This window comes from Streptomyces sp. WZ.A104, from assembly GCF_002382885.1.
Classification (GTDB): domain Bacteria; phylum Actinomycetota; class Actinomycetes; order Streptomycetales; family Streptomycetaceae; genus Streptomyces.
The window spans coordinates 17,929-32,918 of record NZ_NWVL01000083.1 but is presented as its reverse complement, the minus strand read 5'-3'; the positions used below and the strand labels follow the sequence as shown (position 1 = coordinate 32,918).

Here is a 14,990-nt window from a genome sequence, read left to right as displayed (position 1 = left end):
CCGGGGCGAGCTGGTCCGCAGGCGCCGGGGCCGCTTCGGCGGGGGCGCGGCGCACGGCAGGCACCGCCAGGGCAAGCGGCAGCGGCCGCCGAAGCGGCGCGAGGGCGTGGAGCCGGACCGGCACCTGTCGCCGCTGCCGCCCGAACGGACCGCGCGCAGGCCCGTCGAGTCCTGGGAGGAGGACCGCCCCGCCCGCGTGCCGCGTGCGCCCAAGGGCCCCCGGGTGCTGCGCGAACCGCCGCGCAGGGACGAGGGCGCGTCCCCCCGCAGGCTGGGCCGCCTGCTGCTCGTCCTGATCCTGCTGCTGCTGGCCGCCGCCGTCGCGTACGCGGTGATGTTCATGCCGAAGCAGGAGCCCGGCACGGACAGCGGTGCGCCGGGTTCGGCTACCGGTTCCGCCGCCTCCCGGGGGCCTCAGCCGTCCGAGTCGGCGGGCGAGAGCGGCGGCACGGAGGGAACCGGCGGCACGGGCGGAACCGGTGACACCGGATCCCAGCAGCCGCAGACCAGCCGCTCCGCCGTGGCGCTCGCCCCCGGTTACGCGCTCCGCAAGGACGCGGAGGGCTTCGAGGTCGGCGTACCGGAGGACTGGCAGCGCAGCCCCGCCAACGCGGACCGTCAGATCCGCTACGGCAGCGACGGGTTCACCCTGCTCGTGGTGCCCGGCCGGGACACGGTGAAGGCGGGCGGCGGCGACCCGCTCGCCTACCAGCGGGACAAGGAGCGAGAGCTCCAGCCGTTCCGGGACTCCAGCTGGTCCTCGTCCTCCGGTGTGCGCCGCGTCGACGTCGGCCGACAGGCCATGGCCGAGGGGCAGTTCACCTGGCAGGAGAGCGGCGGGCGCGAGGTGTACGTCCGCAACCTCGCCATGATCGTCGACGGCCGCTACCACGTCATCCAGGCCATCGGCCCCGAGAGCGAACGCGACCGGGTCACCGAGATCTACGAGCAGGCCATCGCCTCGTACCGAGTGAACGCCTGACCACCGGTCATCGGCGGCCCGCCGCAACGGCCGTTGTTGTGCGGTGCCGACAACCATCACAGTGCGGTCTCGTGGGCGATCCCCCGTTACGCCGCCTCGCCTCCGCTCCGTAATCTGGCAAGCCGAGGAAAACGGGGCGGGGACATCACGTGGATCGATCACAGGGCACGGCTGCGGGACTGGTACTGGCGGGGCGGTACCGGCTGGGCGAGGTCCTCGGCCGCGGCGGCATGGGCAAGGTCTGGCGTGCTCACGACGAGGTGCTGCACCGTACGGTCGCCGTCAAGGAGTTGACCGCCGGGCTGTACGTCGCCGAGGCCGACCGGCTCGTCCTGCACGCCAGGACGCAGAAGGAGGCCCGGGCCGCCGCCCGCATCACGCACCCGGGTGTCGTCACCGTCCATGACGTGATCGAGTACGACAACCGCCCCTGGATCGTCATGCAGTACGTCGACGGGCCCTCGCTCGCCGACGCCGCCAAGGAGAGCGGGGAGATCGCACCGCGCGAGGCGGCACGGGTCGGGCTGCACGTGCTCAGCGCCCTGCGCGCCGCGCACGGGGCCGGGGTACTGCACCGCGACGTCAAGCCCGGCAACGTCCTGCTGGCGCGCGACGGGCAGGTGCTTCTGACCGACTTCGGGATCGCCGCGATCGAGGGCGACTCCACGATCACCCGGACCGGTGAACTGGTCGGCTCCATCGACTATCTGGCCCCCGAGCGGGTACGCGGCGGCGATCCGGGACCCGCCTCCGACCTGTGGTCGCTCGGAGTGACGCTGTACGCGGCGGTCGAGGGGGCCAGCCCGTTCCGCCGTACGTCCCCGATCTCCACCATGCAGGCCGTCGTCACCGAGGAGCCGCCCGCCCCGGTCAACGCCGGTCCGCTCGGGGCCGTCATCACCGCGCTGCTCCGCAAGGACCCGGCCGACCGGCCCTCGGCCGCCGAGACCGAACAGATGCTGCTGGACGCGATGGAGGGCCGGGAGCCCCGGGCCGCGCAGGCGCACGTGCCCACGCAGCGCCTGCCCAAGGACGCCCGGTACGCCTTCCCGGACCCGAACGGTCCCGGCGCCCCCGTGCCTGACTCCGCACTCGGTGATCCTCACGGCCCCACCGCCCGGCTCCCCGGAACGGCCCCCTCGCCTTCTCCGGCAGGGCCCGTCTTGGCCCCGGTGACCCGGCGCGCCCGCTCCCGGTGGCGCACGGTCCTCGTCGTGGTCGTCGCCGCCGCGGTCCTCGGCGGCGCGGCCGGGCTCCTCGCGATGAGGTACGGGGAGGAGCTGGGCGGTTCGGGGGGCACCGGTGGCCGGGCGGCCGTCGGTGCCACGCCCTCCGCGCCGGGGAGCGACCCGCCCGCCACCGCCCCCGCCCAGGGGATACCGGAGATACCCGACGGCTGGCACCGGGTCGAGGACCCGGCGGGCTTCAGCCTGGTCGTACCGAAGGACTGGGTGCGCCGGGTGCAGGACGGGCAGATCGACTACACACCGGACGGCGGGGCGCACCGAATCCGGATCAGCGTCGACCCGGACCCGGACTTCGACCATCCGTATCTGCATATGCGGAACATGGAGGAGCAGCTGTCCCAACGGCTGCCCGGCTACCGGCGGACAGCGCTGGAGAAGAACACCTTCCGTGACCGGCCGGGCGCGCTCTGGGAGTTCACCTGGAACGAGACCAAGGATCACGCGGGTCCCCGGCACGGGATCGACCAGATGTACTACGGCGGGGCGGGCGGCCCCGAGTACGCGCTGTATCTGACGGCACCGCAGGAGGGCTGGAAGACCAGCCGAGAGCTGTTCGACGTCATGCTGCGCAGCTGGCGCGCGCCGAAGACCCAGGACTGAGCTTCGCAGGCCGAGGGCCGAGCGCGGCGGGGCCCACTACCGGTGTGCGGTCCGCCGTATAGCCACTGATCAGCGGTTATGTCGCCAGCGATCACTGGCTCGTTTGTGCGGACGGTCCGGGGATGCGGGCGGGTCCTGTGAAAAACTGTTACCGACGGGTACCCAAAGGGTGCGGCTGGACATACTCTCGGCCTCATGACGGACTCGCAGGCCCCTGACGCCCCTCTCGGTACGAACCCCGTGGCGGTCGCCCCCGCCGGCGTGCGCACGGCCGCCGATGTGGTCACCCCCGAGGTGATCGCCCAGCTGATCCGCGGTGTCGTCGGATCGGGGCGTACGGCCAACCACTCGCCCTTCACCGGGGAGAAGCTGGCCGACCTGCCCGAGTCCAGCCCCGAGGACGTCGCAGGAGCCTTCGACCGGGCCCGCGCCGCCCAGCCCGCCTGGGCCGCCGTCCCCGTACGGCAGCGGGCCGCCGTCCTCCTGCGCTTCCACGACCTCGTCCTCAGCCGCCAGTCCGAGGTCCTCGACCTCATCCAGCTGGAGACCGGCAAGGCCCGGCTGCACGCCCACGAGGAGGTGCAGGCGGTCACCGTCGCCGCCCGCCACTACGGGCGCAGGGCGGCCGCGTACCTCAAGCCCCGCCGCCACACGGGTGTCGTCCCGACCCTCACCAAGGTCACCGAGCTGCGCCAGCCGCGCGGGGTCGTCGGCCAGATCGCCCCCTGGAACTACCCCTTCGAGCTGTCCGTGGGCGACGCGCTGCCCGCGTTCGTCTCCGGCAACGCCGTCGTGATGAAGCCCGACACGGAGACCGCGCTCACCGCGCTGTGGGCCCGCGACCTGCTCATCGAGGCCGGACTGCCCGCCGAGGTCTTCCAGGTCGTCCTGGGCGAGGGACCCGTCGTCGGCCCCGAGGTCGTCAGCCGCGCCGACTACGTCTCCTTCACCGGCTCCACCCGCACCGGCCGCGAGGTCGCCGTCGGCGCGGCCTCCCGGCTGGTCGGCGTCTCGCTGGAGCTCGGTGGCAAGAACGCCATGCTCGTCCTCAAGGACGCCGACGTGGAGAAGGCCGCCGCCGGCGCCGTCCGCGCCTGCTTCTCCTCCGCCGGGCAGCTGTGCATCTCCATCGAGCGGCTGTACGTCCACGAGTCGATCGCCGACGACTTCGTCCAGCGCTTCGCCACCCGCACGAAGGCCATGCGGCTCGGCAGCGCCCTCGCGTACGGCGCCGACATGGGCTCCCTCGTCGGGCAGCGCCAGCTGGAGACGGTCACCCGGCATGTCGCCGAGGCCGTCGAGAAGGGCGCGAAGCTGGTCGCGGGCGGTGTCGCCCGCCCCGACATCGGCCCGCTGTTCTACGAGCCGACCATCCTCGACGGGGTGGAGGAGCCGATGGCCGTCTGCACCGAGGAGACCTTCGGACCGGTCGTCTCGATCTACCGCTTCAGCGACGAGGACGAGGTGATCGCGCTGGCCAACGCCACCCCGTACGGCCTCAACTCCAGCGTCTGGACCACCGACTCCCGGCGCGGCCACCAGGTCGCCGCCCGGCTGCGGACCGGCACCGTCAACATCAACGAGGGGTACGCCCCCGCCTACGGCAGCGTCCAGTCCCCGATGGGCGGCATGAAGGAGTCCGGTCTCGGCCGGCGGCACGGCTCCGAGGGCATCCTCAAGTACACGGAGGCCCAGACCGTCGCCCAGCAGCGGCTGATCCCGCTCGCGCCGTCCTTCGGCATGGACGACGAGAAGTACGCCGCGTTCATGACCCGCAGCCTGAAGGCGATGAAGGCGTTCCGGCTGCGCTGAGCTCCCGGAGGCCACAGCACCCTCCGCCCCTTTTCGTTCCGATTCCGTACTGAGGAGCGCCATGCCCCAGGACAGCCCTGCCCGCGAACGGTCCGTGAGCCATGTCCCGGCCGAGGACGATGCCGCCTACGACTACGACGTCCTCGTCGTCGGTTCGGGCTTCGGGGGCGCGGTGTCGGCGCTCCGGCTGTCGGAGAAGGGGTACCGCGTAGGCGTCCTGGAGGCGGGCCGCCGCTTCACCCCCGGCACACTCCCCAAGACCTCCTGGGACCTGAAGAACTACCTCTGGGCCCCCGCGCTGGGCCTCTTCGGCATCCAGCGCGTCCACCTCCTCGGCAATGTGATGGTGCTCGCCGGGGCGGGCGTCGGCGGCGGTTCGCTCAACTACGCCAACACGCTGTACGTGCCGCCCGCCCCGTTCTTCGAGGACCGCCAGTGGGCCTCCATCACCGACTGGCAGGACGAGCTCAAGCCGTACTACGACCAGGCCCGCCGGATGCTCGGGGTCCGCCTCAACCCGACCATGACCCCCTCCGACATCCACCTCAAGGCCGCCGCCGAGGCGATGGGCGTCGGCGACACCTTCCATCCGGCCCCGGTCGGCGTCTTCTTCGGCGACGGCAAGGACGCCGACGGCACCGCGAAGGCCAAGCCCGGCGGCACGGTCCCCGACCCGTACTTCGGCGGTGCCGGACCCGCCCGCAAGGCCTGCACCGAGTGCGGCGAGTGCATGACGGGCTGCCGTCACGGGGCGAAGAACACCCTCAACGAGAACTACCTCCACCTCGCCGAGAAGGCCGGAGCGGTCATCCACCCGATGACGTCCGTCGTCGCGGTCACCGACGATCCGGAGGGCGGCTACCGCGTCCTCACGGTCCCCACCGACCGCCGCCGCAAGGCGAAGCCCACGAGACTGCGCGCCCGCCACGTCGTCGTCGCGGCGGGCACGTACGGCACCCAGACCCTGCTGCACACCATGAAGGACCGCGGTCTGCTGCCCCGGCTCTCCGGGAAGCTCGGGGAGCTGACCCGCACCAACTCCGAGGCACTGGTGGGCTCCCAGACCAGCGACCGCCGCTACCGCAAGAAGCACGGCATCGCGAAGGCCGACTTCTCACAGGGCGTCGCGATCACGTCCTCGATCCACCCGGACGACAACACCCACATCGAGCCCGTCCGTTACGGCAAGGGCTCCAACGCCATGGGCTCGATGTCGATCCTCCAGGTGCCCTACGGAGCCCACCGGGTACGCGGCTGGCTCGCCAACATGATCAAGCACCCCACCCTCGCCGCCCGTTCGCTCTCCAACCGCCGCTGGTCCGAGCGCACCATCATCGGTCTCGTCATGCAGTCCCTGGACAACTCCCTGACGACGTACCGCAAACCGGGCGGCATCGGCAAGGGCCTGCTCACCGCCCGTCAGGGCCATGGCGCGCCCAACCCGACCCAGATCGAGGAGGCGACCCGCAGCGCGTCCCTGCTCGCCGAGGAGATCAACGGCTTCGCCGGTTCCAACATCGGGGAGCTGATGGGCACCCCGCTCACCGCCCACTTCCTCGGCGGCTGCCCGATCGGCGCGAGCGCGGAGGAGGGCGTCATCGACCCGTACCACCGCCTCTACGGCCACCCCGGCATCAGCGTCGTCGACGGCTCCGCGGTCTCCGCCAACCTCGGCGTCAACCCTTCGCTGACCATCACAGCCCAGGCCGAGCGCGCGATGTCCTTCTGGCCCAACAAGGGCGAGGCCGACCCGCGCCCGGAGCAGGGCGGGGCCTACGAGCGGCTCAGCCCCGTCGAACCACTCGCGCCCGCCGTGCCGAAGGAGGCGTTCGGCGCGCTGAAGCTGCCGTTCCTGGGTATGCCGGTGGTGCCGCCGAGGCGGACGGCGGAGGCCGCAGCGGACGTACCCGAGCGGACGTGAAGGGGGCGGGCGACGCTCCTGTGCCCAATCCGTGATCTTCGTCAGGGCAACTGTTCGGAGGGCTGCGCGGTCGAACCCCGTACCGCGTCAACTGTCACAGCAGTCACACAGCTTCCGCTGAGCAACAGCTCCCTGCCGAGTACCAGAGGTCCCGATGACACGCTTGTCCCCGAGAACCGCGCTGCGCCGCGCGGCGGGTTCGTTCGCCGCCGCCGGTCTGCTCGCCGCGGCCTCGCTCGCCGGGGCCGCCCCGGCCCAGGCCGCCGACACCCCGGTGTTCACCCTGGGCGGCCCCGCCGAGACGGCCCTGCACCCGTACCCCGAGAGCGGCGAGCCGCAGCAGTCCACGCTCGGCATCACCGTCCACAACCCGAGCGAGGACGAGGAGAACGGCGGCTACGAGGGAGAGTTCACCGTCACCCTCGACCTCAGCGGCATCGCGGGCGTCGCCGACGCGGCGGTCAAGGACGGCTCGGACTGCAAGGTCACCGGCACGAAGGCGGTCTGCGAGGAGTACGGCATCTGGCCCGGCCACCGGAAGATCGACGACATCCTGCTCACCGCCGCCAAGGGCAGCGAGAACGGCGCCACCGGCACGATCGAGGTGACCGGACAGGCGAAGGGCGCGACCTTCACCCCGTTCACCACCCGGGTCACGGTCGGCGGCCCCGACCTGGTGATGGAGGAGCTGCCGTTCCGGACGGAGCTGAACCCGGGCGACAAGCAGCAGGCCCCGATCACCTTCACCAACCGGGGCACCCGGGCCGCCGACGGCGTCCTGCTGGGCCTGCTGTACTCCCGCGGCCTCGACATCCCGCAGCGCTACTCCAACTGCGAGTACACCGAGGACGCCCCGGGCAGGCCCGGCGTCGGCTGGACCACCGCGCTCTGCTCCGTCGAGGGCTCCTTCGAGGTGGGCGAGACGTACACCCTGGCGACCCCGCTGACCGTCGAGGCCACCTCCCGCGCCTTCTACGACACCTTCATCTACCGCATCCACGAGGACAGCGCCGCCCAGCGCACCGCCCAGCGCGCGGGCGCCTCCTTCGAGCGGGGCACCGGCGGCGCACTCAAGGCGGTCCCGGTGAAGGGCACGGCGAAGTCCCCGGCGAAGGGCGCGACCGCCCGGGGCGCGGACCTCGACCCGTGGAACAACCAGCACGAGGCCGACTTCCGTACGAAGAACACGGCCGACTTCGTGGCGTACGGCGACGAGGTGGCCGGGGCCGAGGGCTCCACGGTGAAGGCCGACATCGGCTTCCGCAACGAGGGCCCGGCCTGGATCGGCTACATCCGCTCCGGCGAGCCCGTCGCCACCGTCGACTTCACCGTCCCCCAGGGAACGAGCGTCACCTCGAAGCCGGACCGCTGCCGCGCGGTGACCGCCGGCGGCGGCTACCGCGAGGACCAGAAGAGCCCCGCGCCGCGCTACGTCTGCGACACCTCCATGGCCGTGCTGGACGGCGGCGGCCTCGACCTGCCGTTCGAGCTGCGGATCGACGAGGGCCTGGTCGGCGCGTCCGGCAAGGTCACCGTCCGCAGCACCTGGCTCATGGACCCGAAGCTGCCGTTCGACCCGAAGCCCGGCAACAACACCGCGTGGACGATCGTGAACGGTGAGGGCAGCGGCGGCGACTCCGGCTCCACGACGGACGGGGCCGACGGCGGCTCCGGCGAACCGTCCACCCCGCCGACCACAGCCCCGTCGGCGACCCCGTCCGGCACCTCCGGCACCTCCGGCACCTCCGGCACCTCGGCGTCCACCACGTCCGGCGGCAGCTCGGCGGGTACGGCCGGGGGCTCCGGCGGCGGGGGCAGCCTCGCCTCGACGGGGTCGATCGCCCTGATCGCCTCGGGCACGGCGGCCGCGGCGCTGGCGGCGGGCCTGGTGCTCTTCGTGGCGTCCCGGCGACGGGCAGCGCGACAGGCGGCCTGATCAGGGGCTGTCGCAGAGGCGGGCGGAGGAGGGAACAGGCCTCCGCCCGATACGTTCCGATGCGGCCGACCCGGGCGTCCCCGGGGTCGGCCGCATATGGGGTGACCGGGCTGCTGTCCCCTGCGGACCGGTCACATGAGCCGGGATGCGGTCCCACGGCGCACCTCGCGGTACGCCACACGTCCCGGCGGAGCCACGCGTGGTTTTCCTACCGATGCCGCCCCTGGTTGGCACGGACACCGGGACCAACGAAGACACCGCCGCCCCGGTCACGCGCCGTACGGGTGAGACGGGGTCCGAACGCAGATACGGGCCATGTCCGGCGGGCGGAGAACCGTTCCCTCCCCGAGGGCCTGTAGCCAGACTCCCGCCTGCCGGGCGGCGTCTGGCCCCGGGGGTGTCCGGCGGCCCGTACGGGCTCACACCCGGCCGCGGCACAGCTCCAGGAGCGTCATCGCGAGCGCGGTGCCCGGCTTGCCCAGCGCGTCCCTGTAGTGGCCGAGCACGGCGGTCTCGCGGGAGAGGTTGACCCGGCGGCCGCCCGAGGTGATCCGGGCCTCCTGGATCACCGCCGAGACGGCCATCCGTTCCTGGACGAGCCCGATGATCCGGTCGTCGAGGGCGTCGATGCGTTCCCGGGCGCCGCCGATCAGGGTGGCGGCCTCGTCGGTGCGGGCCCCGGTGCGCTCGGCGGCGGTGGCGGCGGTGCTGGTGCTGGTCATGGTGGTGACTCCCGGTGGGTGGCGACCCCCCGGGGCGCGAGGACCCGGACACGCAGAACGCCCCGGGCCTGTCGGCCCGGGGCGCCTGGAACGTTGCTTGTCAGTAGCTCAAGCAGCACGACCATGGCAGCCGGCGGGCCGGATGCCATAGGTAAAGACGAAGGTCGTGTGCTGACGCATGGGGGACAGTATGGCCCCGCCCCGGAGGACCCGCCAAAGCGGGGCCCGCATCGTGAGACGCCCGGCTCGGCGGAGGGTCCGCGCGCGGCCGGTAGAATCGGGAGAACCGACCCCCTCATCACCGCCGGAAGGCCGCCCCGTGCCAGCAGCACCCCCCGCCGCCCCCGACACCACGGCCGACGTGGTCCTGGTTGTCGACTTCGGCGCGCAGTACGCCCAGCTCATCGCCCGCCGTGTCCGTGAGGCCCGGGTCTACAGCGAGATCGTCCCGTCCACCATGCCGGTGGCCGAGATGCTGGCCAAGAACCCCCGCGCGATCATCCTCTCCGGCGGCCCCTCGTCGGTGTACGCGGAGGGCGCGCCGTCCCTGGACCGCTCGCTCTTCGAGGCCGGGGTCCCCGTCTTCGGCATGTGCTACGGCTTCCAGCTGATGGCCACCACGCTCGGCGGCACGGTCGACGACAACGGGGCGCGCGAGTACGGCCGCACCCCGCTGCACGTCACGAAGGCGGGCTCGACGCTCTTCGAGGGCACGCCCACCGAGCAGCCGGTGTGGATGTCGCACGGCGACGCCTGCTCGGCGGCCCCCGAGGGCTTCACCGTCACCGCCTCCACGGACGTGGTCCCGGTCGCGGCCTTCGAGAACGACGAGAAGAAGCTCTACGGCGTCCAGTACCACCCCGAGGTCCTGCACTCCACCCACGGCCAGCAGGTCCTGGAGCACTTCCTCTACCGCGGCGCGGGCATCGAGCCGAACTGGACCACCACCAACGTGGTCGAGGAGCAGGTCGCCCTCATCCGCGAGCAGGTCGGCACCAAGCGCGCCATCTGCGGCCTTTCCGGAGGTGTCGACTCCGCGGTCGCCGCCGCCCTCGTGCAGAAGGCCATCGGCTCCCAGCTCACCTGCGTGTACGTCGACCACGGGCTGATGCGCAAGGGCGAGACCGAGCAGGTCGAGAAGGACTTCGTGGCCGCGACCGGCGCGAAGCTGAAGGTGGTCGACGCGGAGAAGCGCTTCCTCGACGCCCTGGCCGGGGTCTCCGACCCGGAGCAGAAGCGGAAGATCATCGGCCGCGAGTTCATCCGCGTCTTCGAGCAGGCCCAGCTGGAGATCCTCCAGGAGGACGGGCCCGAGGTCGCCTTCCTGGTCCAGGGCACGCTCTACCCGGACGTCGTCGAGTCCGGCGGCGGCACCGGCACCGCCAACATCAAGTCCCACCACAACGTCGGCGGCCTCCCCGACGACATCGAGTTCCAGCTCGTCGAGCCGCTGCGCCAGCTGTTCAAGGACGAGGTCCGGATGGTCGGCCAGGAGCTGGGCCTCCCCGAGGAGATCGTCCAGCGCCAGCCGTTCCCCGGCCCCGGCCTCGGCATCCGCATCGTCGGCGAGGTCACCAAGGACCGCCTGGACCTGCTCCGTGAGGCCGACGCCATCGCCCGCGAGGAGCTGACGGCGGCCGGCCTGGACCGTGACATCTGGCAGTGCCCGGTGGTCCTCCTCGCCGACGTCCGCTCGGTCGGCGTCCAGGGCGACGGCCGCACCTACGGCCACCCGATCGTCCTGCGCCCGGTCTCCTCCGAGGACGCCATGACGGCCGACTGGTCGCGCCTGCCGTACGAGACGCTGGCGAAGATCTCCACCCGCATCACCAACGAGGTCGCCGACGTCAACCGCGTCGTCCTCGACGTGACGAGCAAGCCGCCGGGGACGATCGAGTGGGAGTGACCTCCCCGCCCCCGGTGAGCCCGTAGGGCTTTCCCGGGTCAACGTCCATGCCGTCGCTCATTCGTTTGGGCGGCGGCATTGTCGTATCTGCTGGGTACGCTGAGTGAAGAGACGAGACTTCGGCGTATGGGAGTAATCATGAGCGCCGCACCCAAGCCCGGGCTTGAGCAGCAGGAGCCGTACCGGTGGCCCGTTCCGCCGGAGGGCGGCTGGACGGCGGACGACCTCGACCGGATTCCGGGCCTCCCGCCCCACACCGAGCTGATCGACGGGAGTCTCGTCTTCATGAGTCCGCAGCGTAAGTTCCACACACGAGCCATGTGGCTGCTGGAATCGGCTCTTCTCGCGCACGCCCCCGTGGATCTGGACGTCGACCGCGAAATGACCATCAGGCTGGACCGCACGAACCGTCCGGAGCCCGATCTGCTGGTGTATCGCGCGGAGGCGGACACCGGGGCCGACCAGACCTGGTATGCACCGGAGGACGTCGTCCTCGCCGTCGAAGTCGTATCGCCCGACTCCGAGGTCCGTGACCGGGGCGTCAAGCCGCGCAAATACGCCGAGGCCGGTGTCCGGCACTTCTGGCGGGTCGAGCAGGGAGCGGATGGCCTGCCCGTCGTCTATGTCTACGAGCTCGACCCGGCGACGGACACGTACACGCCCACCGGAATCCACCGCAAGAAGATGAACCTTGACGTCCCGTTCCCGATCGACGTCGACCTCACGGAGATCTACCGCCGAGGCCGCTCGTAATCCACTGGCACGAGCCCGCCCACCCGTGCCAGGCTCCCCACCGTGTCCGCCGAAGAAGTCCGCGCCATCCTGTCCGCCGCCGGGAACCACCGCCTCACCTGGAACACCCCGCTCTCCGAGGGCCACGCGGCCCGTCTCGTCGCCGCCTGTGACCCCGCTCCCGGGGCACGGATCGTCGATCTCGGCTCCGGCTGGGGCGAGTTGCTGATGCGGCTCGTCGAAGCCGCGCCGGGGGCCGCCGGGGACGGCGTCGAGACCGACCCCGCCGACGTGGCGCGCGGACGGAAGCTCGCCGAGGAGCGAGGGCTCGGTGACCGGGTGCGGTTCCACGAGGAGCCCGCCGCCGAGTGGGCCGAGGGCGGGTACGACCTCGCCGTCTCCATCGGCTCCTCGCACGCCTGGCCCGGTACGACCAGGGAGGCCCTGACCGCCCTGCGCGCCGCCGTACGCCCCGGAGGCCGGGTGCTCCTCGGCGAGGGGGTCTGGCTGAAGGCCCCGACGCCCGCCGCGCTGGAAGGGCTCGGGGCCGAGCCCGGGGACTTCGGGTCGCTGCTGGAGCTGATCCGGCTGGCGGAGTCCGTCGGACTGCACGCGCTCCAGGTCACCGTCGCCGACCAGCGCGAATGGGACCTCTTCGAGTCGGAGGGTCCGATCGGGCGCGGGCAGCGCTGGGCGCTGGAGAACCCGGACCATCCGCTGTACGGCGAGGTGATGGCCGAGGTCGACGCCCGCCGCACCGGCTACTACGGCGGCTACCGCTCGTATCTGGGCCTCGCCTACCTGGTGCTCAGCACCTGACCTGCGCCCCACCCCTTTTCACCACCCCCACCCGGCGGTAACTTCCGGTCCCGTACGCCCTGGGAACCCGAGGAGCCGCCATGTCAGAGCCGGTCGCCGTGCCCGCCGCCCCCGCCCCGATCCCCGTCGAACAGCTTCAGTTCGCGATGCCGCCCGTCCACGCGTCACCGGGGGAGGAACGCGCGTACCGCAGGGAGCGGCTCGCGGGGGCGCTGCGGTTGTTCGGGCAGCTCGGGTACGAGGACGGGGTCTCCGGGCACATCACCGTGCGCGACCCGGAGCTGGAGGACTGCTTCTGGGTCAACCCGTTCGGCGCGCCCTTCGCCGACATCACCCCACAGGACCTGATCCTCGTCAACGGCGACGGGCAGGTCGTCCGGGGCCGCTTCCACGTCAACCAGGCCGCGTTCGCCGTGCACGCGGCGGTGCACCGGGCCCGGCCCGGCACCGTGGCCGTCGCGCACACCCACTCCGTGCACGGGCGGGCCCTCGCCGCGCTCGGGGAGCCGGTCGAACCGATCACCCAGGAATCCTGCGCCTTCTACGAGGACCACGCGCTGTACGACGCGTACACGGGCGTTGTCGTGGACGAGGAGGAAGGGCGGCGCATCGCCGACACGCTCGGGCCGCACAAGGCGGTCATCCTGCGCAACCACGGGCTGCTGACCGTCGGCGACTCCGTGGACGCGGCGGCCTGGTGGTTCCTGACCCTGGAGCGCGCCTGCCAGGTGCAGCTGCTGGCGCGGGCCGCCGGGAAGCCCGTGCTCATCGCGCACCAGGACGCCGTCACCACCCGCGAACACCTCGGCAGCGACCTGGTGGCCTGGATCAACTACCAGCCCCTGTGGCAGCGGGTCAGTCGAACATTCTGACGGTCCGGGCCCGCCGGTCGCCCCGATGCGGGAACTCCTCGCCCGGTACGGCACAATTCGCTGATATCGCAAGTGAGTTGGCTGTACCGGGGCGGGAAAGGGCGTAATCCTCCGTGGCGTTGGACGAGGCAAGGACGAGCGGCACCCACGGCGGCGGCTGCACCTGCGGCGACTGCCCGCACGGCGCGCGCGAAGGGCACCGGCGCGCCGTCGCGGCCTTCCTCGCCAAGCGCGACGAACTGGCCGCGGGCAACGGCCTGCCCGCCGGGGTCGCCCAGTCCGCCTCCGCGTCCCGGCAGTGGGTCTCCGACGAGCTGACCGGCTCCGCCCGGACCGTCGCCGAACGGGCCCGGGAGGCCGGGGACGCCTGGCTCCACCAGGTGTGGCGGGGCACGCTGTTCGCCGTGTGGGGTGCGGCCGGGGCCCTCCTCGTCGGCGCCTGCGTCACCGCGATCGGGGCCGGCTGGTCCACCGCCCGCACCGCCGGTCTGCTCGCTGCCCTCGTCACCGCCGGGCTGCTCACCGCCGCCGCCCGCTTCCACCGCGCGCGCGGGGGCCTCCTCGCCCCGCTGATCGGCGAGGACAACCGGCTCTCCACCTCCCGGGCGGTTGCCGCCGCCTGGGTGCTGCTCGCCGTCTTCGCGGTCCTTGTCCTCGCACTCCAGCTGGCCGGGGCGGCCGACCCCTCCGACCGGGACGCGCTGATCGAGGGGCTCGACCTCGTACGGTCCGCCGGGGTGGTGACCGTGCTGGCGCTGGTGTGCGCGGTCGCCGTCCTCGTACGCCGCGTGGTGACCGTACGGGTGCTGGGCCAGCGCCTCCAGAAGCTGCGCGCGGACCGGCCGCGCGCAGCCGATCTGCTCACCGACGACTCGGGGCGCGGCTCCTTCACCGATGTGCAGTACGTGCTGGTCAGCGCCGTCGCCGTGCTGTTCGCCGCGGTCCGCCTGGCCCGCCGCCCCGAGCAGCTGCCCGATCTGCCGTGGGGGCTCGCGCTGCTGGTGGCCGTCTCGGCGGCGACCTACTTCGCCGGGAAGTACACGGAGGGCGGGCGTCCGGTCGTGCTGTCCGTCGTCCGGGCCCGGGAGGCCGGGGACCTGGACGCGCCGATCAGGACCGGCGACGACATCGAGATCCGTGGCGCGGGCTTCGTGCCGCCCGGCGCGGGCAGCCCCGACCGGCTGGCCCGGCTCGTCGTCCGCATCGGCACGGTCCACGTCCACGTCCCCCTCATCCCGGTCGCCGGGGGCTTCGCCAACCCGGCCGACACCGTGCTGACCGTGCCCGTCCCGGTCGAGGTGGAGCCGGGCACTGTGGACGTCCAGGTCGTCACCGCCGCCGGGGTGGAGACCAACCGCTGCCCGATCGACGTCACGGACTGACCACCGCTTTCTCCCACCTCCTTCCGCTGAATGCCCCGCAACCCTGGTGAGCAGCGCGC

Annotated in this window: 10 protein-coding genes and 1 pseudogene; 10 read left to right on the top strand and 1 reads right to left on the bottom strand. The window is 72.4% G+C overall.

Going from position 1 to position 14,990, the window contains the following annotated elements; genetic code table 11:
* The 5 genes and pseudogenes from CIB93_RS31575 to CIB93_RS31555 form a co-directional block, all read left to right on the top strand.
* Positions 1-982: pseudogene (locus CIB93_RS31575) on the top strand (serine/threonine protein kinase); the annotation flags it as partial.
* 149 nt (positions 983-1,131) lie between these two features.
* Positions 1,132-2,829 carry a serine/threonine-protein kinase gene (locus CIB93_RS31570; RefSeq protein WP_096631873.1) on the top strand — a complete coding sequence of 566 codons (1,698 nt, stop codon included), beginning with the start codon at positions 1,132-1,134 and terminating at the stop codon, positions 2,827-2,829.
* A gap of 195 nt (positions 2,830-3,024) precedes the next feature.
* Complete coding sequence (locus CIB93_RS31565; RefSeq protein ID WP_096631871.1) at positions 3,025-4,641, top strand: succinic semialdehyde dehydrogenase; 1,617 nt, start codon at positions 3,025-3,027, stop codon at positions 4,639-4,641.
* A gap of 61 nt (positions 4,642-4,702) precedes the next feature.
* Positions 4,703-6,562: a GMC family oxidoreductase N-terminal domain-containing protein gene (locus CIB93_RS31560; protein ID WP_096631870.1), complete on the top strand. Its 1,860-nt coding sequence runs from the start codon at positions 4,703-4,705 to the stop codon at positions 6,560-6,562.
* A gap of 154 nt (positions 6,563-6,716) precedes the next feature.
* Entirely contained in the window at positions 6,717-8,498 is a 1,782-nt protein-coding gene (locus CIB93_RS31555; protein ID WP_096631868.1) for a peptidase, read from the top strand.
* A gap of 419 nt (positions 8,499-8,917) precedes the next feature.
* On the opposite strand, the gene CIB93_RS31550 is transcribed toward CIB93_RS31555, so the two are convergent.
* Positions 8,918-9,220, bottom strand: a complete 303-nt coding sequence (locus CIB93_RS31550) for a chorismate mutase (RefSeq protein ID WP_096631867.1) — start codon at positions 9,218-9,220, stop codon at positions 8,918-8,920.
* A gap of 319 nt (positions 9,221-9,539) precedes the next feature.
* Between CIB93_RS31550 and guaA the strand changes: the two genes are divergently transcribed.
* The 5 genes from guaA (at position 9,540) to CIB93_RS31525 (ending at position 14,931) form a co-directional block, all read left to right on the top strand.
* Positions 9,540-11,126, top strand: coding sequence for a glutamine-hydrolyzing GMP synthase (gene guaA / locus CIB93_RS31545; protein WP_096631865.1), 1,587 nt, complete (start codon positions 9,540-9,542; stop codon positions 11,124-11,126).
* Positions 11,127-11,264: 138 nt separating this feature from the next.
* Positions 11,265-11,879: a Uma2 family endonuclease gene (locus CIB93_RS31540; RefSeq protein ID WP_096631864.1), complete on the top strand. Its 615-nt coding sequence runs from the start codon at positions 11,265-11,267 to the stop codon at positions 11,877-11,879.
* Between the two features lie 42 nt (positions 11,880-11,921).
* A complete protein-coding gene (locus CIB93_RS31535; RefSeq protein ID WP_096631862.1) occupies positions 11,922-12,677 on the top strand; it encodes a cyclopropane-fatty-acyl-phospholipid synthase family protein in 756 nt (251 codons plus the stop codon).
* An 80-nt stretch (positions 12,678-12,757) separates the two neighbouring features.
* The gene (locus CIB93_RS31530; protein WP_096631860.1) at positions 12,758-13,549 is read left to right on the top strand and encodes a class II aldolase/adducin family protein; all 792 of its coding nucleotides are present in this window, start codon (positions 12,758-12,760) and stop codon (positions 13,547-13,549) included.
* 113 nt (positions 13,550-13,662) lie between these two features.
* Positions 13,663-14,931 carry a hypothetical protein gene (locus CIB93_RS31525; RefSeq protein WP_096631859.1) on the top strand — a complete coding sequence of 423 codons (1,269 nt, stop codon included), beginning with the start codon at positions 13,663-13,665 and terminating at the stop codon, positions 14,929-14,931.
* The last annotated feature ends 59 nt before the right edge of the window (positions 14,932-14,990 follow it).